Origin of the sequence: Gordonia sp. BP-119 (assembly GCF_016924115.1) — a bacterium.
Lineage (GTDB): Bacteria > Actinomycetota > Actinomycetes > Mycobacteriales > Mycobacteriaceae > Gordonia > Gordonia hongkongensis.
Map to the genome: position 1 here is coordinate 1 of NZ_JAFFZF010000016.1, position 21,448 is coordinate 21,448.

At 67.6% G+C, this 21,448-nt stretch carries 20 protein-coding genes and 1 rRNA gene; 2 read left to right on the top strand and 19 right to left on the bottom strand.

Annotation, left to right across the window (positions count from 1 at the left end; genetic code table 11):
• Positions 1 to 123 (bottom strand): 16S ribosomal RNA (locus tag JW364_RS11265); the annotation flags it as partial.
• Between the two features lie 745 nt (positions 124 to 868).
• On the opposite strand from JW364_RS11265, the gene mftM reads away from it, so the two are divergent.
• Positions 869 to 1,732: a mycofactocin oligosaccharide methyltransferase MftM gene (gene mftM, locus JW364_RS11270; protein WP_137810085.1), complete on the top strand. Its 864-nt coding sequence runs from the start codon at positions 869 to 871 to the stop codon at positions 1,730 to 1,732.
• Between the two features lie 35 nt (positions 1,733 to 1,767).
• Here the strand turns inward: mftM and JW364_RS11275 are convergent, their stop codons facing one another.
• From JW364_RS11275 to murA, 7 genes are all read right to left on the bottom strand, one after another.
• Positions 1,768 to 2,424 (bottom strand): response regulator transcription factor, encoded by a 657-nt coding sequence (locus JW364_RS11275; protein ID WP_058252764.1) that lies wholly within the window; start codon positions 2,422 to 2,424, stop codon positions 1,768 to 1,770.
• Positions 2,421 to 3,800, bottom strand: coding sequence for a GAF domain-containing sensor histidine kinase (locus JW364_RS11280; protein WP_205333582.1), 1,380 nt, complete (start codon positions 3,798 to 3,800; stop codon positions 2,421 to 2,423). Before JW364_RS11280 ends, JW364_RS11275 begins: the two co-directional genes overlap by 4 nt.
• Entirely contained in the window at positions 3,800 to 4,975 is a 1,176-nt protein-coding gene (locus tag JW364_RS11285) for an iron-containing alcohol dehydrogenase (protein WP_065632850.1), read from the bottom strand. The genes JW364_RS11280 and JW364_RS11285 overlap by 1 nt, the downstream gene beginning before the upstream one ends.
• 78 nt (positions 4,976 to 5,053) lie before the next feature.
• Positions 5,054 to 6,610 carry a VWA domain-containing protein gene (locus JW364_RS11290; RefSeq protein ID WP_205333583.1) on the bottom strand — a complete coding sequence of 519 codons (1,557 nt, stop codon included), beginning with the start codon at positions 6,608 to 6,610 and terminating at the stop codon, positions 5,054 to 5,056.
• Positions 6,611 to 6,615: 5 nt separating this feature from the next.
• A complete protein-coding gene (locus JW364_RS11295) occupies positions 6,616 to 7,722 on the bottom strand; it encodes a MoxR family ATPase (protein ID WP_205333584.1) in 1,107 nt (368 codons plus the stop codon).
• A 75-nt stretch (positions 7,723 to 7,797) separates the two neighbouring features.
• A complete protein-coding gene (gene mdo / locus JW364_RS11300; protein ID WP_004021262.1) occupies positions 7,798 to 9,069 on the bottom strand; it encodes an NDMA-dependent methanol dehydrogenase in 1,272 nt (423 codons plus the stop codon).
• Positions 9,070 to 9,207: 138 nt separating this feature from the next.
• Positions 9,208 to 10,464, bottom strand: a complete 1,257-nt coding sequence (murA, locus tag JW364_RS11305; protein WP_205333585.1) for a UDP-N-acetylglucosamine 1-carboxyvinyltransferase — start codon at positions 10,462 to 10,464, stop codon at positions 9,208 to 9,210.
• 98 nt (positions 10,465 to 10,562) lie between these two features.
• On the opposite strand from murA, the gene JW364_RS11310 reads away from it, so the two are divergent.
• Positions 10,563 to 11,207, top strand: coding sequence for a cob(I)yrinic acid a,c-diamide adenosyltransferase (locus JW364_RS11310; protein WP_055474985.1), 645 nt, complete (start codon positions 10,563 to 10,565; stop codon positions 11,205 to 11,207).
• Here JW364_RS11310 and JW364_RS11315 read toward each other — a convergent pair.
• The 11 genes from JW364_RS11315 to JW364_RS11365 all read right to left on the bottom strand — a co-directional run bounded on the left by JW364_RS11315 (position 11,204) and on the right by JW364_RS11365 (position 21,446).
• Positions 11,204 to 11,644, bottom strand: coding sequence for a DUF2550 domain-containing protein (locus JW364_RS11315; RefSeq protein WP_055474986.1), 441 nt, complete (start codon positions 11,642 to 11,644; stop codon positions 11,204 to 11,206). The genes JW364_RS11310 and JW364_RS11315 overlap by 4 nt on opposite strands.
• Positions 11,645 to 11,858: 214 nt before the next feature.
• Positions 11,859 to 12,239 (bottom strand): F0F1 ATP synthase subunit epsilon, encoded by a 381-nt coding sequence (locus JW364_RS11320; protein ID WP_055474987.1) that lies wholly within the window; start codon positions 12,237 to 12,239, stop codon positions 11,859 to 11,861.
• A gap of 9 nt (positions 12,240 to 12,248) precedes the next feature.
• Positions 12,249 to 13,697, bottom strand: coding sequence for a F0F1 ATP synthase subunit beta (gene atpD, locus JW364_RS11325; RefSeq protein ID WP_010842985.1), 1,449 nt, complete (start codon positions 13,695 to 13,697; stop codon positions 12,249 to 12,251).
• Positions 13,698 to 13,766: 69 nt separating this feature from the next.
• Positions 13,767 to 14,690 carry a F0F1 ATP synthase subunit gamma gene (locus JW364_RS11330; RefSeq protein ID WP_055474988.1) on the bottom strand — a complete coding sequence of 308 codons (924 nt, stop codon included), beginning with the start codon at positions 14,688 to 14,690 and terminating at the stop codon, positions 13,767 to 13,769.
• A 45-nt stretch (positions 14,691 to 14,735) separates the two neighbouring features.
• Positions 14,736 to 16,364 carry a F0F1 ATP synthase subunit alpha gene (gene atpA / locus JW364_RS11335; RefSeq protein ID WP_055474989.1) on the bottom strand — a complete coding sequence of 543 codons (1,629 nt, stop codon included), beginning with the start codon at positions 16,362 to 16,364 and terminating at the stop codon, positions 14,736 to 14,738.
• 86 nt (positions 16,365 to 16,450) lie between these two features.
• The gene (locus JW364_RS11340) at positions 16,451 to 17,875 is read right to left on the bottom strand and encodes a F0F1 ATP synthase subunit B/delta (RefSeq protein WP_055474990.1); all 1,425 of its coding nucleotides are present in this window, start codon (positions 17,873 to 17,875) and stop codon (positions 16,451 to 16,453) included.
• A 2-nt stretch (positions 17,876 to 17,877) separates the two neighbouring features.
• Complete coding sequence (locus JW364_RS11345; protein WP_055474991.1) at positions 17,878 to 18,366, bottom strand: F0F1 ATP synthase subunit B; 489 nt, start codon at positions 18,364 to 18,366, stop codon at positions 17,878 to 17,880.
• A gap of 47 nt (positions 18,367 to 18,413) precedes the next feature.
• Positions 18,414 to 18,665 (bottom strand): F0F1 ATP synthase subunit C, encoded by a 252-nt coding sequence (locus tag JW364_RS11350; RefSeq protein ID WP_004021252.1) that lies wholly within the window; start codon positions 18,663 to 18,665, stop codon positions 18,414 to 18,416.
• A gap of 136 nt (positions 18,666 to 18,801) precedes the next feature.
• A complete protein-coding gene (atpB, locus tag JW364_RS11355) occupies positions 18,802 to 19,551 on the bottom strand; it encodes a F0F1 ATP synthase subunit A (RefSeq protein WP_055474992.1) in 750 nt (249 codons plus the stop codon).
• On the bottom strand, positions 19,548 to 19,961 hold the full coding sequence (locus tag JW364_RS11360; protein WP_004021250.1) for a hypothetical protein: 414 nt from the start codon (positions 19,959 to 19,961) through the stop codon (positions 19,548 to 19,550). Before JW364_RS11360 ends, atpB begins: the two co-directional genes overlap by 4 nt.
• 285 nt (positions 19,962 to 20,246) lie before the next feature.
• Positions 20,247 to 21,446, bottom strand: a complete 1,200-nt coding sequence (locus tag JW364_RS11365; protein WP_055474993.1) for a glycosyltransferase family 4 protein — start codon at positions 21,444 to 21,446, stop codon at positions 20,247 to 20,249.
• Positions 21,447 to 21,448 lie beyond the last annotated feature (2 nt).

Here is a 21,448-nt window from a genome sequence, read left to right on the forward strand (position 1 = left end):
ACCCACGTGTTACTCACCCGTTCGCCACTCGAGTACCCAGCAAGCTGGGCCTTTCCGTTCGACTTGCATGTGTTAAGCACGCCGCCAGCGTTCGTCCTGAGCCAGGATCAAACTCTCCATGAAAAAACAGTGAAACAAAACCAACCCCAAAAAAGGCCGGCGTTTCAACACAAAATCTTCAACCAGGAAAGCACAACCTGACCAAAATAAACCTAGCAAAATGTGACACCCAGGACGGGGCCCGGACGCCACACAAAAAAACAAACATCTACATCCACAAAGATGCACGATGCCACATTGGCATCAGACAATTCATCATCACACTATCGAGTTCTCAAAGAACACACACCCACCAGCTACCCACCCCAAATCAGGGCTCTCACCAGCAGACTTCGCATTCAACCTTGCCAGCCACCCCGTCTCCGGGGCAACTCTTCCAGCCTACCAGACCCCACCCGCAGCCCGCAACCCCGAAGAATTCCGAACCACTGAGAGACCCAGCAACCCCAAACACTCTACCCGAGCCACAACAACTCAAGCCAAAACATTCAGGGGCGGCCAGCCAAGAAACGCGGTCTCCACTCCCCACCATCAGACCCTCTCAGGCCCTTCCGGGGCGGCGCCGTGGCTCGCTGACTTGAAGAAAGTTACGCAACCGGATCGTCGGGGTCAAATCGCCTGCTCGCCGCCCGCCCCAACAGCCATCGGCGCAGGTCATCGCCTGCCGCGCGGAACCGAATCCCGCTGCTGCGCGCGGATTTCGGTGAATCACATCGATGTGACGTGCGTCGCAGACCGTCCTTTCGGACAGGTCATCACCCCCGGTCGGTCAGTTATGCGCAGGTCAGAGCGCTCATACGGTCGAGACATGACCGCGACCGAACTGGCCACGACCCCGACGAGCGCGCCCATCGGCTCATCGCCGGTACCCGGACTCCCACCGCGGGTTGTCTCGTCCGCGCTTGTCCCCGAGGGGTTCACGCGTTGCGGTCTCCTCTCCTGGCGTCGGGAGGCCGGCGTCCTGCAGATCGCCCATCCCTTCGACGAGCAGAGCATCTCCGACGGCGTGGTCGTCGACGGGCTCGTCGCCCTCGTCGAGGCCGGCGTGCTGGCCGGCCAGTCGCAGTTCGAATGCGCCGCGATGGGGATCATCCGCACCTCGGCGGGCACGGCCGACGACGCCTGGGCGGCTTTCTACGACAACTCGCTTCGCGAACTGCGCACGGGCACATCGGCATTCGCTCCCGTCCACAAACGCGCGCGGAGCCTGGTCTCGGGCGGGGCCGTCCTCGAGGTGGGATCGTGCTTCGGCTTCTTCGCTCTCGCCTGCGCCCTGGACGGTCTCCAGGTCACGGCCTGCGACATCTCGCCCGGAGCGGTGTCGTTGCTCTCCGACGCCGCTCACCGACTCCGACTGCCCGTCGTCGCAACCGTCGGGAACGCGACCGCTCTCCCCTACGCCGACGACTCGGCCGACACCGTCACGCTCATCCACCTCCTCGAGCACCTCGATCCCGCGGGGGCGCACGCCGCGATCGGCGAGGCCCTCCGGGTCGCCCGGCAGCGCGTGGTCATCGGCGTGCCGTTCGAAGACGAGCCGAGCCCGCACTTCGGCCACCTCGTCCGGCTCACCGAGAACGACCTGTGCGGCTGGGCTCGAGCCGTCCCGCATGCCGGCGCCGAGGTCGTCGTCGATCACGGCGGATGGCTCGTCCTCACCCCCCGGTCCTGATTCCTCGAGTCCGGCCGCGGTACCGAGCGACCGCGTCAGATCAGCCCGCGTTTGCTGGCGATGTACACCGCGTCGGTCCGCTTGGACACCCCGAGCTTGCGAATGATGTTGCGAATGTGGAACTTCACGGTTGACTCCGAGATGTAGAGCGTCTCGCCGATCCGCTTGTTCGACAGCCCGTCGGCGAGGAGCCGCAAGACCTCGCGCTCCCGGTCGCTGAGTGCCTCGGACTTCTCGTTCTCGCCGGACACCGCGCGGAGGACGACGGCCGCGCTGCGCGGGTCGAAGGCGCTGCCGCCGCCGGACACCGCCTGGATCGCGCGCACGAGTTCGGTCGTGTCGACATCTTTGACCACGTACCCCCGGGCTCCCGCCCGCACGGCGCGTACGACCAGATCGTCGTCGAGGAACGTGGTCAGCACCAGCGCAGCGACCTCCGGGTGGCGCTGCGCGATCTGCTCGATGAGCCGCAGCCCCTCGTACTCGGTGCCCGCCGACAGCTTGAGGTCGACCACGACGACATCGGGGTGTCGGGCGTTCACCTCGGCCAGCGCGGCGTCGGCCGATCCCGCCTCACCGACCACGTCGACGACGTCCTCGCGCTCCAGCAGCGACCGCATGCCCTGGCGCAGGAGGGCGTGGTCGTCGACGAGAAGCGTCCGGATGGGGCGCCTGATGTCGTTGTCGCTCAACCGAACTCCTTCGTTCTGAGCGGGTCGTCGGGCGTCGCGGAGCCGGCCGTGCCGATCGGCAGCACGACCGCGACGCGGATACCGCCGATGCGCGACCGGCGGATCCGCAGTTCGCCTCCGAGCTCGGCGGCGCGCGAGGACATGTTGGCCAGGCCGCGGTGCCGTCCGGCCGTGAGATCGCCGAGCGACGCGGTGCGCATCACCCGGCGCAGATGTTCGGGATCACCGACGCCGTCGTCGTCGACCGACAGTGCGACGGTGTCCACGGCGTAGGTGAGGGTCACCGTGACCTGGTGGGCACGCGAGTGGACGGCGGTGTTGAAGAGGGCCTCGCCGGCGATCCGCAGCAGGGCGTGCTGGACCTCATCGGCGAGATCGCGCTCCCGGCCGCGCATATGGACCGCCGTGCGAAGGTCCGGCGGCATGTGCAGCGAGCACAGCTCGGTGAGGACGTCGCGCACACTCGGCGACGGCGCGTTCGTGGCGTTGTTGAGCGCGTAGATGAACGACCGCAACTGCTCCACGGCCTCCTTGGTCAGCCGGCCCGCCATCTCCAGGCGATCGAGTGCGAGACCTTCGACGAGGCCGCGGCACAGTTCGATCTGCACCCCCGCCGACAGCACCGACTGGGTGACCGAGTCGTGGAGCTCGCGGGCGATCCGTCCGCGCTCCTCGTTGAGCACGGTCGCCCGCATCGCCGCCGACAGTTCGCGCTGGGTACGTTCCAGTTCGGTGTTGCGCTCGGCGAGTTCCATTGCGTGGCGGTCGGTCTCGGAGAACAGCTCGGCGTTGAGCAGTGCGACGATCGCCTGGCTGGCCAGGATGCGCAGCACGACGAGATCGGTGGGATCGACCATGCGACCGACCGGTGTCCAGGCCGACAGTCCCCCGACGACGTTGCCGTCGAGTTCGACGGGGACGTGGACGTGGTCCTCCTGGAGGATCGCGCCGTGCAGGACGGTCTCGTGTCCGCGGAGGATGTCGTTGAGCCGGTTGAGCACCTCGTCGGGCAGGTCGTCGGGTGTGGCGGCCCGCTCGGACCCTTCGAAGGCGTAGAGCCGACCACCGCTCGCGCTGATCAGGTGGCGCGGGGCCGACTGCTCGAGTCGGCCGTCCGCGAGCGCGAAGACGACCCAGTCCGCGCCCAGATGGTCCCGTGCCGCCTCGACGACCGCGATGACCAAAGCCTCGGGCCCTTCGGCGGTACGGACGAGAGCACGCGAGATCCGCTCCAGCGCACCGACCACCCGACTCAGCCGCGCCTCGACCCCGCGCAGCGCCGCGTAGTGGCTGCCCTTGACGCTGCGGAGTCCGACCAGGCTCTCGAGGTCGGCCTGTTCGGGGAGAGCGCTTCGCTCGGGCGACGGACCGGTCATCACAGCGCTTCGGCGTAGAGGTCCCGGATGCCTGCGGCCTGCGGACGCCGCGGGTTGGTGGTCATGCACGAATCGGCCAGCGCGTGGGCGGTGAGGCGGTCGAGGTCGGCGCTGCGCACGCCCAGCGGTTCGAGCGACGCCGGCATGCCGACCCGGGCGCCGAGCGCGGCGATCGCATCGGCCAGTCGGTCGGCGACGGTCCGGGCGTCGCCGGATGTCTCGACCCCGATGGCGTCGGCCAGGTCGACGAAGCCGTCGGCACACACATGGGCGTTGTAGCGGATCACGTGCGGCAGCAGGACGGCGTTGATCGCGCCGTGCGGGGCGTCACAGTGCCCGCCGACCGGGTGACTCATCGCGTGCGTGGCGCCGAGGATCGCGTTGGTGAACGCCATCCCCGCCCGTAGCGCCGCGAGCGACATCTCCTCGGCCGCGACCCGGTCCCGCGGATCGTCGACGAGGCGTTCGAGATGCGTCCACACGCCACGAATGGATTCCAGCGCAAGCGAATCGGTGAGTCGTCCGTGCGCGAGCGAGACGTAGGCCTCGACGCAGTGGGTGAGTACATCCATGCCGACCTGGGCGGTGACCGCGGCGGGCGCGGTCATCAGCAGGGTCGGGTCACTCACCGTCACGTCCGGCACGAGTGAACGCCCGATGATGGTCACCTTGGTACGCCGCTCGGCGTCGTTGATGATGCAGAACTGGGAGACGTCGGCGCCGCTGCCGGCCGTCGTCGGCACCGCGATGAGTGGCGGGAGCGGTCGTCGGGCACGGTCGATTCCCTCGTACTCGAGGATGTGACCGCCGTTGGCCGCCAACACCGCGACACCCTTGGCGGCGTCGATCACCGAACCGCCGCCCAGGGCGACGAGGCCGTCGGCATCGTGTGCCTTGTAGGCGAGGAACGCCGCCGCGACCTCGCCGGACCGTGGGTTGGGCGAGACATCCAGGTACGACGCCGCGTCGAGGCCGCCGGCACGCAGCCCGGCCATCAGCTGTGCGTACCAGGGGGTGCGTTCCAGACAACGATCGCTGACCACGAACGGTCGGCGCATCCCGAGTCCCGCCGTCGCGACCGGCACCTCCCCGAAGGCGCCCGGGCCCAGCACGATCTCCGGGGTGTGGAACTTGGCGACCTGGCCCGATGCGCGCCGACGGACGTCACCCACCATTCGTCCCGCCTCCGTTCCATCCACTCCGACCGCACCGTCCGACCACCTCGCCCCGGCGGTACCCCGACGCTACCCAGGTCACCTCAGCGCCGCACCCAGCTCGTCACAACGCGCGAGCATCTCGGCGCCGTCACGCACGCTGACGACTCCGCTGCAGTGCTCGGCGTAGTCGGCCATCGCGCACCCGGATTGCGCCCAATAGCGCTCGGGTTCCGGTGTGATCCAGGCGATTCGGTGCGATCGACGACCGACCTCGGCCACCAGGTCGACACGCGGATCGAGACCGTTGCTGCGCGCATCCCCGACGACGAGCACCGATGTCCGCCTGCTGATCAGGTCCCCGCAGCCGCCCAGCAGTTCGCCGAACATGCGCCCGTAGTCGCTCGTCGCGGCAAGATCCAGACCGTCGGCGGCGAGCACCGCCGCGAGAGCCGAGTCGGCCGCCGCGGACCGCAGTGCGGTCGTGACGCGCACCGGCCGATCGACGAACGCGACGACCTCGCAACGGTCGCCGAAGCGATGCAGAGTCTGCGCGAGACGCAGGATGAACCCGGTGACCGGCCGGACCGACAACGACACGTCGACGAGGACCAGCAGCCGGACCGGGCCGGGCCGCCTGCGGCGCCGCCACAGTTCGGCGGGCACACCGTCGGTCGCGACCGACGCGCGCATCGTCGCCCGGATGTCGAGGACACCCCGGTCGACCGGGCGGACCACCCGGCGCGGGGCGCCGCGCATGCGCTGGATCAGCCGGTGGCAGGCGCGATCGATCTCAGCTTGGTCGACATACCCCTCGGCCGACCGGTCGGCGCCGGAGACCGCCTCGGCGCCGCCGTCGGCGTCCAGGCATGCGACCAGCGCGTCGACGAAAGCACCCAGTGCCCGTTCCAGTTCGGTCCTCCGGGCGTCGCCGAGGTCGTCGTTGCCGTCGGTGCCGTATGCCTTGCGCGGATCGTAGGCGTCGAGTGCGGCGAGGATTGCGTGGGCCCCGGTCAGCCCGAGCGGCCGGCTCGAGACCCGGGCTGCCGATCCGGTCAGTTCGCCGACGGTCGACGAGTCGGCGGTGTCGACCTCGACCGTGTAGGTCACTCCCCCACCGGTCGTGCCGCCGTCCGGGTCGACGCCGAGCTGCTCGGCGCCGGCCGAGACGCTGAAGTCGTTCTCCTCCCGGTGAGCGCTCTCGGCGTCCCGGTGCGCGGCGTCGGGATCGTCGGCCATCAGGTGGCCGATCTCGTCGGTGTGTTCGTCGGCGCCGATCTGGCGGGCCGCGCCCTCGAATTCCTCGTCCCAGACCACGTCATCGGGCAGATCGGCCGCGACGCCGCGGGCCCGTGGAAGGTCGTCCTCGTCGGCGCGATCGGGTTCGGCGCCGAGGAAGAAGAGCTCGAAGGCCCGCTCGAAACCCGCTGTCTCGTAGCCATATTTGACGCACACGCTCTGTAGCGCCGCACGCAGGACCGCCGGCTCGGCGGCGCCGACCATCGACAGGGTCCGCCGGATCTCGATGACCTCGGCGGGCGAGGCCGCGATCCCGGAGCTCCGCAGGACCCTTCCGAACGCGACCGCGAGCAGGTCGAGCGGGTCCGCCCGCCTCGCGGTGGCGACGGGTACCGGGGTGGCCGACGCCGCAGTCATCGGCGTCATCGTCCCGGTCGGACACCCGCACTGCGGGCGCGCCCGGCACCGAAGGCGCGCGCGGTCACCGACCCGCCGGGCGTGGTCCCGTCCACGCCGATCGGCGAGCCTTCCGCCGGCGGTCCTCCGTGTTCGGAAGACAGAGCGCGACGGGCGATCTCGCCGTCCGAACCGAACTTCACGAGCAACGCCAGCAGAGCGCTGCGATGCTCGGCGTCGATCGGCGTGCCCACCTGTCCGTCCCGTGCTCCGAGGTACGAGGCGGCCCGCGCGGCGTCGATCACCTCCGCGATGGACGGGCTCTTGCGCAACGGGAGATCGCGAAGCCGCCGGGCGAGGTCGACGACCTCGCCGATGATCGTCTCCTCGACGTCGGGGGCGCGGACCGCGACGATGTCCCGCTCGGTCTGCGGATCCGGGTAGTCGACCTGGAAGTGCAGGCAGCGACGTTTGAGCGCGGGCGAGAGTTCGCGGGTGTCGTTGGAGGTCAGGATGACCCACGGCGACGACCGTGCCGTGAACGTCCCGAGTTCGGGGACCGTCACCTGGCGCTCGGCGAGGACCTCGAGCATCACCGCTTCCATCGCCTCGTCGGTGCGGTCGATCTCGTCGACGAGCAGGACCGTCGGCGAGGGCGACGTGATGGCCGCCATCAGTGGCCGGGCCACCAGGAAGTCTTCGGTGTAGACGCCGACCTCGGCGCGCGCCGCCGAACTCGCGGCCGAGAGGGTCGTCTCGGCGGCGAGTTCCGCACTGATGCGATCGCGCAGCATCTGCACATGGAGAAGCTGTCGTGCGTAATCCCATTCGTAGAGGGCACGCGACTCGTCGAGACCCTCGTAGCACTGCAGCCGTACCAGCTCGCGCCCCGAAGCCGCCGCCAACGCCTTCGCCAGCTCCGTCTTGCCGACCCCGGCCGGCCCCTCCAGCAGGAGGGGCCGGTCGAGGAGCGTCGCGAGATGGACGACGACCGCGAGTTCCGGACCGATCAGGTAGCCCTGCTCACCCAACGCGTCGGTCAGCTCCTCCACGGACGGGAAGGAACGGCTGTCCGGGGTGATGTCCCGGGTGATGTCCTCGGCGGTTTCCCGAGGTGCGCACACGTGCGTCATCGGATGTCGGACTCCTTGTCGGCCTGCGGTTCTCGGAACAGTCGGGATCTCGGATCAGGCGGGCGAGCGGGCGGATCAGTAGCTGCCGGTGAAGGCGTGCGCCACCATCGGGATCAGCGACTCGACGGTGCTCTCCCGCGGGTTGCCCGGCGTGCACCAGTCGTCCATCATGTGCTCGGCGATGGCGCGGATCTGCTTGTCCGAGGTGTCCATGGTCTCGCCGCGGCCCTCGTACTTGCCGGTGTTCATCCGGTTCTTGTCGTAGCTGCTCGTCGACAGCTGACCGAAGTTGTCGGGGATGCCGAGGTCTTTGCCCAAGCGGATGGCCTCCTCGACGGCGGCGTCGGCGGCCTGGACCGTCGTCATCTTCGATGTGTCGACACCGAGCAGCGCGGCGATCTCGGCGTAACGCTCGTAGCGAGACGGCAGGTTGTACTCCCAGACGCGGGGAAGGGCGATGGCGTTGTTCAGCCCGTGATGGCTGTCATAGAACGCGCTCACCGCATGCGACAGCGAGTGCACGAGACCGAGGCCGCCGGAGTTGAACGCCTGCGCGGAGATGTACTGCGCGTACATCATCCCGGTGCGGGCCGCCAGGTTTCGCGGGTCGTACACGGCGGTGCGCAGATGGTCGCGGATCAGCTCGATCGAGTACTTGGCATTGCCCAGCGAGGGTGCGAAGTCCAGACGCGACACGTAGGGCTCGCTCGCGTGCGCGAGCACGTCGAAACCGCAGAAGGCGGTGAAGTGCTCGGGGCACGTGTAGTAGAGCAGCGGGTCGTCCATCGCCAGGTCGACGAGGCAGGTGTCGTCGAAGGCCACCCATTTGTGCGGCTTGTTCATGTCCGAGGTATCGGTGATGACGTAGGCCCAGGAGGTCTCCGAGCCGGTGCCGGCCGTCGTCGAGACCGCGATGTGCTTCGGATTCTCCTTGTTGGTGGCCTTGGAGAAGCCCTCGAACTCGTTGATGTTGCGGCCGTCGTGGGCGATGACCATACGTGCACCCTTGGCGGCGTCGTGGCTGGAGCCGCCACCGACCGAGATGATGCCGTCGCACTTCTCCGACTGGTAGAGGGCCGCGGCGTCCATGCAGTTGTAGTCCTTGGGGTTGGACTCCACCTGGTCGTAGAGCACCACGTCGACGCCCTGGTACTCGATCTTGCCGATCAGCTCCTCGATGATGCCGGAGCCGCGTAGACCCGTCGTCATCAGGAGCGCACGGGTCATGCCCAGGTCCTTGGCCTCGACACCGAGCATGTCGTGCGCGCCGACACCCAGCTTCGCCTTCGGGAACGGGTGGAACTCCTTGATCGGGAAGTCCCAGATCTGGTTCAGCTCAATGGCCATGGTGGTGAACTCCTTGTGACGGTTGGTCTGTCACAACGAGAATGTCGTCCAGATCACAACCGGGACAAGGGGTCCTGCCCGTCCTCGACCAGAGTGCACCCGGCCGGACGGGCCGGTACCTGTCCGATCGGACAGGGTTCAGTCGCGCACGCGCTCGATCTCACCGCCGAGACTGCGCAGGATCTCCACGAAGTGCGGGTACCCGCGGTCGATGTGCTCGACGTCGTGTACTTCGGTCACGCCGTCGGCGACGAGCCCGGCCAGCACGAGGCCGGCGCCCGCCCGGATGTCCGAACACCAGACCGGCGCACTCGACAGGTGGTCGATCCCGCGGATGACGGCGTGGTGGCCGTCGGTCCGCGCATCCGCACCGAGACGGACCATCTCCTCGACGAAGCGGAACCGGGCCTCGAAGACGTTCTCCGTGATCACCGACATGCCGTCGGAGATGGCGGCGAGGCCGATCGCCATCGGCTGCAGATCGGTGGGGAATCCGGGAAACGGCAGGGTCGAGACGTTGACGGCGGTGGGCCGGCGATCGTGCCGGACCCGGAAGCCGTCGTCGAAGGTGTCGACCACCGCGCCGGTGTCGCCCAATTTGTTCAGAACCAGCTGCAGGTGTTCGGGTTTCACGCCGCGCACGGTGACGTCACCGCGCGTCATGGCGGCCGCAATCCCCCAGGTGGCACCGACGATGCGGTCTCCGACCACCCGGTGTGTCGTCGGATGCAGCCGGTCCACACCGACGACGGTCAGCGTCGAGGTGCCGGCGCCGTCGATCTGTGCGCCCATCTGCTGCAGCATCACGCACAGGTCGACGATCTCCGGCTCGCGGGCGGCGTTGTCGATGGTGGTCTGTCCCTCGGCGAGCACGGCGGCCATGAGGATGTTCTCGGTCGCCCCCACCGACGGGAACTCCAGCGCGATCGGTGCGCCGACCAACGTGTCGGCCTCGGCCACCACGCAGCCGTGCTCGATCGAGCTGGTGGCGCCCAGGGCGCGCAGACCCGCCTGGTGCATGTCGAGCGGCCGCGACCCGATCGCGTCTCCGCCGGGCAGCGCCACGACGGCTCGGTGACAACGCGCCATCAGCGGGCCGAGGACACAGACCGAGGCGCGGAACTGCCGGACCGCCGCGAAGTCGGCGTGGAACTTCGGCTCCGCCGGCGCCGTGATGGTGACCGTCTCGCCGTCCATGTCGACGACCGCACCGAGACCGCGGAGAACGTCCGCCATCAGCGGGACATCGGCGATCTCGGGTGCGTTGGTCAGCACGGTCGTCCCCTCGGCAAGGAGGGCCGCGGCCATGAGTTTCAGGACGCTGTTCTTCGCGCCCCCCACTGCCACCTCGCCGGACAGACGCGCTCCCCCGGACACCAGAAACCGATCGCTCACGACTGCCACCTTAACCGTCCGGGGTCACCGGCCCACCGGCCAGTACGTCCTCCGACCGTGCGTCCGATCCCGTGGGTCCGGCGCAGTACATTCGACGCATGGCGGTACACCTGACGAGGATCTACACCCGAACGGGCGACGACGGCTCCACCGGGCTGAGCGACTTCTCCCGGGTGCCCAAAACCGATCCGCGTGTCGTCGCCTACGCCGACTGTGACGAGGCGAACGCCGTCATCGGTCTCGCCCTGGCACTCGGGGGTGACGTCCCCGACGACCTCCGGGAAGTGCTCACGACCGTCCAGAACGACCTCTTCGACGCCGGCGCCGACCTCTCCACGCCGGTCGTCGACGACCCCGAGTACCCACCGCTGCGCATCGCGCAGGATTACATCGATGCCCTCGAGCGCTGGTGCGACTCCTTCGGTGTCGATCTGCCCGCACTGGACTCGTTCATCCTGCCGGGCGGCACACCGCTGGCTGCCCTGCTGCATCAGGCACGTACGGTGACCAGACGGGCCGAGCGCTCGGCGTGGGCCGCGGTCGCCGCCCACCCCGACGACACCAGCCTGCTGCCCGCGAAATACCTGAACCGGTTGTCGGATCTGCTGTTCATCCTGTCGCGGGTGGCGAACCGCACTCGCCCCGCCGCGGGAGGCGACCAGCAGGGCGCGAACTCGCCCGGCGACGTCAAGTGGGTTCCGGGCGGCAACCGGCAACGTCCCCCGGCGCGGCCGGAATCCTAGGCGCTGCGGCGCCGCTGCGATCTCGCGGACTGCCGGGATTCGAGCCAGGACTGGAACGCGGTCACCGCACCCGGGCCCATCGCCAGTTCGTAGTCGTCCTCGGCGCGGCCGGCGGTCTGCACCTGCAGGATGAGCATGCCGTCGAGGATATCCGTCTCGGTGCCCTCGGGGGCGCGACGACCGGAGATCTCCATGCCCTGTCGTGCGAACGTCACGTTCGGCCCCGGTTTCAGCGACGTGAGCCGGTAGTAGCGCAGAGAGTCGTCGCTGTAGTGCACGGTGCCGTGACGCCATCCCTGGTCGACGCCGGCCGGCACCGTGCGCAGCAGGACCGGAGTACCCGCGCGTCGGAGTTGCGCCAGACGCAGCGCCAGGAAGCCACACAACAGGAGCGCCACCGCCAGCAGCACACTGAGCATCACGACCGCCAGCGACATCACCTACTCCTTCGTGCAGTCACCGCGGATAGGCGAAGCGTCGAACCCGGTAGGGCTCCAGACGGCTTGGGCTGCATACACGCGGGACAGGGGGCTGTGGAACAAGCATGCCAGAACGTGCACATGAGACGCCAAACGACCTCGGCAGGCCATCGGAGAATTCCGATGGCCGGCCGAGGTCGGTCGTTGACCCGAACCGCTCGCGCGGCTCGCTCTACCGGGAAAGGTGTTGTGCCGCAGTCAGACGCGCGTGAGCACGGTGGTACTCGGGCGAATCCGGCTCCGCCTCGTCGAGCGCGGTCTTCTCCGCGTTGACGTCGACGTCGTCGGCCCAGTCGGCCGACTCCGCCAGCACCGTGACGGCCTCGCCGGTGACGGAGAGGAACCCGCCCTCGACCGCTGCCGCACGACGGTTGCCGTTCTCCTCGACGATGACCACGAAACCACCCGGGACCAACTGGCCCAGGAGCGGCTCGTGGTTGGCCAGGACACCCAGCTCACCGACGGTGGTCTGCGCGATCACGAACGTGGCCTCTCCCGAGTACAGGCTCGAATCCGCGGAGACAACCTCGACGTGGAAGGACTTCTCAGCCATGGCGAACCGCTACTTTCCGCTGATCTTGGCGGCGGCGGCCTCCACGTCGTCGAGTCCACCGCAGCTGTTGAACGCCTGCTCGGGCAGGTGGTCGAACTCGCCCTTGGCGACACGGTCGAAGGCCTCGATGGTGTCGGCGAGCGGGACGACCGAGCCCTTCTGGCCGGTGAACTTCTCGGCGACGAGGAAGTTCTGGCCGAGGAACTTCTGGATACGGCGCGCACGCTGCACCGTGACCTTGTCCTCTTCGGAGAGCTCGTCCATACCGAGGATGGCGATGATGTCCTGCAGTTCCTTGTACTTCTGCAGGATGCGCTTGACCTCGTTGGCGACGCGGAAGTGCTCGTCGCCGACGATCGACGCCTCGAGGATGCGCGAGGTCGAGGTCAGCGGGTCCACGGCGGGGTAGATACCCAGCTGCGAGATCGGACGCGAGAGCTCGGTGGTCGCGTCGAGGTGCGCGAACGTCGTGGCCGGTGCCGGGTCGGTGTAGTCGTCGGCGGGGACGTAGATCGCCTGCAGCGAGGTGATCGAACGGCCCTTGGTCGAGGTGATGCGCTCCTGGAGCTCACCCATCTCGTCGGCCAGGGTCGGCTGGTAACCCACCGCGGACGGCATACGGCCGAGGAGGGTCGAGACCTCCGAGCCCGCCTGCGTGAAGCGGAAGATGTTGTCGATGAAGAGCAGCACGTCCTGGTGCTTCACATCGCGGAAGTACTCCGCCATGGTCAGCGCCGACAGCGCCACGCGCATACGCGTGCCCGGCGGCTCGTCCATCTGACCGAACACCAACGCGGTGTCCTGGAGAACGCCCATCTCCTCCATCTCGAGGTGGAGGTCGGTGCCCTCACGGGTGCGCTCACCGACGCCGGCGAACACCGAGGTGCCGGAGAACTCACGCGCGATACGCGTGATCATCTCCTGGATGAGGACGGTCTTGCCGACGCCCGCACCACCGAACAGACCGATCTTGCCGCCCTTGACGTACGGGGTCAGCAGGTCGATGACCTTGATGCCGGTCTCGAGGATCTCGGTCTTGCCCTCGAGCTCGTCGAAGGCCGGCGGCTTGCGGTGGATGCTCCACTGCTCGCCGTCGCGACCCAGGCCCGGGCTGTCGAGGCAGTCACCGAGGGCGTTGAACACATGGCCCTTGACGACATCACCGACCGGCACGACGATCGACTTGCCGGTGTCGGACACGGCCGCGCCGCGGACCAGGCCGTCGGTCGGCTGCATCGAGATCGTGCGCACCAGGTTGTCACCGAGGTGCTGCGCGACCTCGAGGGTCAGGGTCTTGGCGACCGAGGAGAGAGCGACCTCGGCGTGCAGGGCGTTGAACAGTTCAGGAATCGAGCCCCGCGGGAACTCGACGTCGACCACGGGGCCGATGATGCGGACGACCCGCCCGTCGGCGGAACCCGCCGACTGCGCGGAGGGGGTTTCTACTGCTGCGGTCATGGTGCTTGGGTCACTTCCTCTTTATCGAAGTATGGGTTCTCGTCGATCCGGACTCGGCTGGCGCGCACGCTAGTTCGCCAGTGCGCTCGAGCCGCCGACGATCTCGCTGATTTCCTGGGTGATCTGGGCCTGGCGGAGCTGGTTGGCCTCGCGCGACAACGACTTGGACAGTTCTTCGGCGTTGTCCGTCGCGGCCTTCATCGCGGTGCGGCGCGCGGCCGACTCCGATGCCGACGAATCCAGCAGCGCCGCGTAGACCCGCGTCGCCACGTACTTCGGCAGCAGCGCGTCGAGCAGGGCGTCGGCCCCGGGTTCGAAGGTGTAGTTGCGCGACGGCGTGTCGTCGGACGAATCCTCGTCGTGCGACACGACCAGCGGGGCGATCCGCCGGACCTCGGGCACCTGCGCCAGCATCGACTGGAACCGCGTGTAGACCAGGTGCAGCTCGTCGACACCCTCGAGGGTGCCGTCTCCTTCTGGGCGCTCGACCTCGGTGCCCGATCCTGCCTGGAAGAGGTCCACCAGGAAGCTGGTCGCCGTCGCCGCGTCCGAGTACTGCGGTGACTCCGAGAAGCCCGTCCACGAGTCCGAGATCTCCAGACCCCGGAAGCTGAAGAACCCGACACCCTTGCGACCCATGACGAACAGGACCGCTTCCTTGCCTTCGTCGCGCAGGAGCGCGATGAGTTCGCGGGTCGCCTTGAGCACGTTCGCGTTGTAACCACCGCACATACCGCGGTCGCTGGTCACGACCAGGATCGCCGCGCGCTTCGGGTTCTCCCGCTCGTTGAGCAGCGGGTTGTCCAGCGATCCCGAGTTGCTCGCCAGCTCCGAGAGCACGGCGGTCATCTCCTGCGAGTACGGCTTGGCCGCCGCCACCCGTCCCTGGGCCTTGGTGATACGCGAGGTCGCGATCAGTTCCTGAGCCTTGGTGATCTTCTTGGTCGACTGGACCGACCGGATGCGTGAGCGCAGCTCACGAATGCTGGCCATGAGCCCTCACCCCTTCCTTTTCGCGATGTCCGTTGACGTCTGAGATCACTTGCGGATCTTGATCTCTTCGTTCTCGACGTTGTCGGCATCCATCGCCTCGGCCTCGGCCTCGTTGACGACGCGACGGCCGTCGTGGGTGAGGTAGCCGTTCTTGAACTTGTTGGTCTCGGCGATCAGGGCCTCGGCCTGGTCGTCGCTGAGCACCTTGCCGCCGGCGATCGAGTCGTAGACACCGGTCGCGTTGTGGTGCAGGTGGCTCAGCAGCTGGGTCTCGAAGTTGCGCACGTCGTCGACCGGGACCGAGTCGTAGTGGCCCTCACCGCAGAGGTAGATCGAGACGATCTGATCCTCGACCGAGAAGGGGCTGTACTGGTCCTGCTTCAGCATCTCGACCCAGCGGGCACCGCGCTCGAGCTGTGCCTTCGAGGCGTCGTCGAGGTCGGAGGCGAAGGCCGAGAAGGCCTCCAGCTCACGGAACTGGGCCAGCTCCAGACGCAGCGATCCCGAGACCTTCTTGAGGCCCTTGGTCTGGGCGGCGCCACCGACGCGCGACACCGAGGTACCGACGTTGATGGCCGGTCGAACACCCTTGTTGAAGAGGTCCGACTCCAGGAAGACCTGGCCGTCGGTGATCGAGATGACGTTGGTCGGGATGAACGCCGAGACGTCGTTGGCCTTGGTCTCGATGATCGGCAGACCGGTCATCGAGCCGCCGCCGAGCTCGTCGGACAGCTTCGCGCAACGCTCCAGCAGACGGGAGTGCAAGTAGAAGACGTCACCGGGGTATGCCTCGCGGCCCGGCGGACGACGCAGCAGCAGCGAGATGGCGCGGTAGGCCTCGGCCTGCTTGGTCAGGTCGTCGAACACGATGAGGACGTGCTTGCCCTGGTACATCCAGTGCTGGCCGATGGCCGAGCCGGTGTACGGGGCCAGCCACTTGAAGCCGGCCGAGTCCGAGGCGGGAGCCGCGACGATGGTGGTGTACTCCATCGCGCCCGCCTCTTCGAGGGCGGACTTGACGCCGGCGATGGTCGAACCCTTCTGACCGATCGCGACGTAGATGCAGCGAACCTGCTTGGTGGGGTCGCCGGTCTCCCAGTTGGCCTTCTGGTTCAGGATGGCGTCGATGCAGACCGCGGTCTTGCCGGTCTTGCGGTCGCCGATGACGAGCTGACGCTGTCCGCGGCCGATGGCGGTCATGGCGTCGATGGCCTTGATGCCGGTGGCGAGGGACTCCTCGACCGGCTGGCGCTCGAGCACGGTGGCGGCCTGCAACTCGAGGACGCGCTGCTCGTCGGCCTCGATGTCGCCCTGGCCGTCGATCGGGGCACCCAGCGGGTTGATGACGCGTCCCAGGAACGCATCACCGACGGGGACGGAGAGCACGTCGCCGGTGCGGCTGACCTGCTGGCCTTCTTCCAGGGACTCGTAGTCACCCAGGATCACGGCGCCGATCTCGTCCTCGTCGAGGTTCAGTGCGACGCCGAGGACGCCGCCGGGGAACTCGAGGAGCTCGTTGGCCATTGCGCTCGGAAGGCCGCTGACGTGGGCGATGCCGTCCGAGGTATCGGTGATGATGCCGACCTCGTCACGCGACGCTTCGGCTTCGAACGACGAGACGTACTGCTCGATCGCTCCCTTGATCTCGTCTGGTGAGATCGTCAACTCCGCCATGGGTTCTCGTCTTTCCTTGATGTGGCTCTGAGTCTCGAAGGCTCTGAGCTCTGGGCTTCGTGGGTTCGGGTGTGTCGGGGTGGTCGTCAGCGCGGCAGCGTCTCGGCGGCCTTGGCCAGCCGTGTCGCGACATCGGCGTCGATGACCTCGTCGCCGACACTGATCCGGAGACCGCCGAGCAGTTCCGGGGCGATCTCGGTCTGCACCGAGATGGTCCGACCGTAGATTCCGCCGAGCACGCCCGACAGTCGATCGATCTGGGCATCGGACAGCGGTGAGGCGGACACCACGTGGGCGACCGACTCGCCGCGACGGGCGGCGGCCAGCTCGGCGAGCTGATCGACAGCGACGTCGGCGGCCTGGCCGTGCAGCAGGCGCACGGTCGAGGACAGCAGCGTCCAGGTGTGGGTGCCGACCTTGTCGCCGACCAGCTTCTTCAGCAGGTCGACGCGCTTGTCGGCGTCCTTGCCGTGGTCGGACAGCAGCGAGGACAGCTGCGGGTTGGCCTCGAGGACTCGGCTCACCCGGAAGAGCTCGTCCTCGACCTGCTCGATGACCCCGTCGCGTTCGGCGGCGGTGAGGACGATCAGGGAGTTCTGACGACGCAGACCGACGACGAAGTCGCTCGACGACGACCACCGCTGACTCGACGCGGTCGCGAGCACCTCGACGACGACCGGGGCGAGCTTGCCGTCGAACAGACGGTGCACCATGGCCTTCTTGCCCTCGGGGTTCTCGTCGTCCTCGACCAGGCGCTTGCGCAGCACCGGGTTCTCGCCGAGGAAGTTGATGGCCGCGGTGAGGTCACCCGAGGCGTCGGCCAGTGCCGAACCGTCGAGATCGATTGCCGCCGAATCGAAGTGCTCCGACACGGCGAGAGCGGCGTCGCGGCTGGCGGCACGCATCGCGTGCAGACCGACGAGCGAGGCGCTCGAGGGAACCGCGTTCGCCGAACCCGACGACATCTCCTGGAGTTCGTCGATGACCCGATCGACGCTGGCCGCCTGGGCCGAGTCGTCGGCGAGATGGTTGCGCACCAGTTCGCCGGCCTTGTCGACCGCGGTGAGTCCGAGATCGGTGCGCAGCTGACGAACGAGGTTGGCGCGCACCAGGGCGACCTGGTTGCGGCCGTGCTCGGAGATGCGCTTGACCTCGTGGTCGGCCTGTGCGCGGATGTCGGAGGTGATCGCCTCGGCGTCGGCCGCGGCGTCCTTCTGCATCTGTTCCGCCTCGGCCTTGGCCTCGGCGACCGCCTTCTCGCGGGCCTGCTTGCCGTCGGCGACGCGCTTGGCAGCGGCCTCGCTCTCGGCGAGCTGCTGACGCACGGTCTCCTGTCGATCCCGCATCATCTTCGCCACCGGCGGCCGGACGTACTTCCACAGGAGGAAGAGGATGACCGCGAAGCCGAAGAGCTGAGCGATGAAGATCGCGGGGTCGAACGCAGCACCGATGTCGTGCAGCCAGGTGCCGATGGGGCCCTGGTCGGATTCGGTCTCAGTGTTGGCAGCCATGATCAGTTCACCGCTCCGCTCGTCGATCGGGTATCGGAAAGAGTTGCCGAGTCGACACCGAGCACACGCGCCGCAAGCGTCTTGGCGAGTGCGTCCACATCAGCTGCAGCCGTCGAGGCGGCCTGCTCACCCTGCGTCGCCAGCTCGGAGCTGGTCGACTGCAGGGCGGCGTCGGCCTCGGCGGTCGCTCGCTGCTTCATCTCGTTCAGCTGTTCCCGCCCCTGGGCGCGAGCATCGTCGCGCTTGGCGGTGGCCTCACCGCGCGCTTCCTTGAGGAGCGAACGGAACTGGACGTCCGCATCCTCGAATTCGGCGGCGGCGGTCCGGTTGTCCTCCACGGTGCGGTGGATCATCGCGTCCCGCTCCTCGAGGACCTGCTGGATCGGCGGAACCACGAACTTGCGGATGACCAGCAGCAAAATCACGAAGATGAGCAGGACAACGAAGAACGTTCCATTCGGGAGCAGGAAGTTCTCTGCAGCAAGCGTCATTGTGGTGAGGTGTCGTTTCTACTCGGCGACAAAAGGGAGAGCGACGATCAGCCGGCGCTGATCGGGGTGGCGAACACGAAGAGCGCCATGAAGGCCAGGTTGATGAAGTAGGCCGCCTCGACCAGACCGACGGTGATGAAGAACGGGGTGAACAGGCGACCCTGTGCCTCGGGCTGGCGAGCGATACCGGCGATCAGCTGGCTACCGGCCAGACCGTTACCGATACCGGCACCGACGGCGCCACCGGCCATGATCAGGCCGCCACCGATGAGTGCGCCGAGGCCAATCATTGGATCCATTGTGATATTTCCCTTTCGTTGCTGACATCTGGTGTGTCAGGTCTGGAGTTGCGCCGACAGGTGCCGGAGCAGGTCGTCATGTTCGGTTGTGGGCGCGGCCGTGTCCGTCTCCGCGCGGTGCCCTGGTTCGGGCGGGTCAGTGATCCTCGGTCTCCATCGACTGCGAGAAGTAGAGGATCGTCAGCAGCGCGAAGATGAACGCCTGGATCAGACCGACGAAGAGCTCGAAGGACTTCCAGATCGCGTTGGGCGCCCACATGATGTACGGCGGGAAGAGTGCGATCAGGGCGACCATCATGCTGCCGGCGAAGACGTTGCCGAAGAGTCGCAGCGAGAGCGAGATCGGCTTGGTGAACTCCTCGATGACGTTGATCGGCGCGAGGAATGCGACGTGGCCCTTGATGATCCGCTTCGGGTGACCCAGCAGGCCGCGCTTCCGGAAGCCGGCGATCTGGTACCAGACGAAGACGAAGAGCGCAAGGGCGTAGGCGAAGTTCACGTCCGCGGCCGGCGGCTTGAGGATCTCGTGGTGACCGACCTGGACCGGCAGGATGGACAGCCAGTTGGAGATCAGGATGAAGGTGAAGAGCGAGACCGCGAGCGGGAGAACGTAGGGGGCGATCTTCATGCCGATGGCACTCTCGACCTGCCCACGCATCTGGATGGTGATGGCCTCCCAGAACAGCTGCACACCCGACGGCACGCCGGTCGAGGTGACCTTCGACTTCAGGTAGAACGCCAGCGCGAGCATGATCGCCGCGGCCAGCGCCGTCGCGATGATGGTCTCCAGGTTGAAGGTCAGTCCGAACAGCTCGAATTTGGTGTAATGACCCACCTGAATGGCCGGTTCGCCATCCTCTGCGGCAAGGTTGAAGGCGGTCGTCATGGTTGGCTACGAAGTCCTTTCATCACCGGAATGACCGTGTTCAGCACCAAGACCACTTGGCCGATGGCGAGTCCGAACATCGCGCCCAACCCGTCGGGTTGGACCAGGAAAGCCGCCAGCAGCGCGAGCGCCGTGATGGCACCGAGTCGCATGGCGGAGTTGAGTGCAAGGGCGGTCTTGCGCGGGTTCTCGTCGGCGACCACGACGTCGACGGCACGTCGGACGAGGATCGCGTTGACGAAGATCCCGGCGACACCGAGAAGGAAGAACACCGCGAAGAGCGGATGTCCGACGGCGAGCGAGACGGCAGCCACCACCACGATGAACCCGCCCGCGATGAGCGCGGGGCGGCGGAGTCCGGTCGGCGCCTGGGGATAGACGGGGGCCGAATCAGGGGCAGATGCGGTCATGTCCCTCCTCAGCTCTCCTACTCCATACCGATGGCACGGATCACCCGCGTACGTGCAGCAGCACATGGCCGCTGGGCGTCAGCTCGCGTTTCGTTGTGACCCTACCAACACCGTTCTTGGTGTCTCACCGGGGGGTATTGCGTCGTGTGAGACAGAACCGGGGCTTTGTGTCCGGGCCTGCGCACATGTTGACTACTACGGGCGATAGTACACGAAAATTTACGGTTTCCTTACCTTAGGCCGAGGTACCGCCATCACGGTAACCACAGGGTCGCCGGACACCGGTCAGTGGTACGCCTTCGTCGACGTTCGCAGTTCGGCGAGGCGTCGATGCAGGCGCGGCGCCATCGTCACCAGCATCGCGACGACGAGGCCCGCACCGAAGGCCGGCGCGACGACCGACAGCGGGAACAGCGTGCTGGCCGCCGCCGAGAACGCGAGAACCCCGACCCACAGATAGATGATCAGCGCGACCCGGCGCTGCGAGTGCCCGAGTTCGAGCAGCCGGTGGTGCAGGTGCATCTTGTCCGGGGTGTAGAAACCGACGCCGGCCCGGGTCCGCCGGATCACCGCCAGCAGCATGTCGAGCATCGGGATGAAGACGACGGCGGCGACCAGGATCAGCGGGGACAGCAGCGTGAAGATGTCGGCCGGTCCGTAGGCGTTCACGGCGATACGGCCCGAGGCGCTCGTGGAGGCCGCGGCGAGCAGCAGACCGATCAGCATCGCACCCGAGTCACCCATGAAGATCCGTGCGGGCGAGAAGTTGTGCGGCAGGAATCCGAGGCACGCGCCGGCCAGTGCCACCGAGATGAGGGCCGGGGGGTAGTAGCTGACGTCGCCGCCCTGGTCGCGCAGCAGACCGAGCGAGAACATGCAGATCGCCGCCGCGGCGATGAGTCCCAATCCCGCGGCCAGACCGTCGAGGCCGTCGACGAAGTTGATCGCGTTGATCGTCGCGACCGTGATCGCGACCGTGAGGAGACCGGCCTGCAGCGGGTCGAGCACCAGCGTGCCGATGTCGGCGAACGGGATGTAGAGCTGCAGCCAGCTGATGCCGAGCAGCACCAGGACGCCGGCGGCGGTGAGCTGACCGACGAATTTGGTCAGCGCGTCCAGGCCCCACCGGTCGTCGACGACGCCGACGAGGACGATCACCGTGCCGGCGGCGATCACCGCCGTCATGTCCGTGGTGTAGGCGAAACCGCGATTGAGCGCGGGGAGGTTCGCGGCGAGCGCGATCCCGGCGACCACCCCACCGAACATCCCGAGCCCGCCGAGGCGAGGTGTCGGGATCACGTGCACGTCGCGGACCCGCGGCACGGCGACCGCGCCGGCGCGGATCGCGAAGACGCGGACCGCCGAGGTCAGGAGGTAGGTCATGGCCGCGGCCGTGAGCCCCACGAGCAGGAGCTCGCGCAGAGGAACGCCCGTCCCTCCCCCGTCCGCGGCGGCGGCGAGCAACACCGGTGCGGCACCGGTCATCG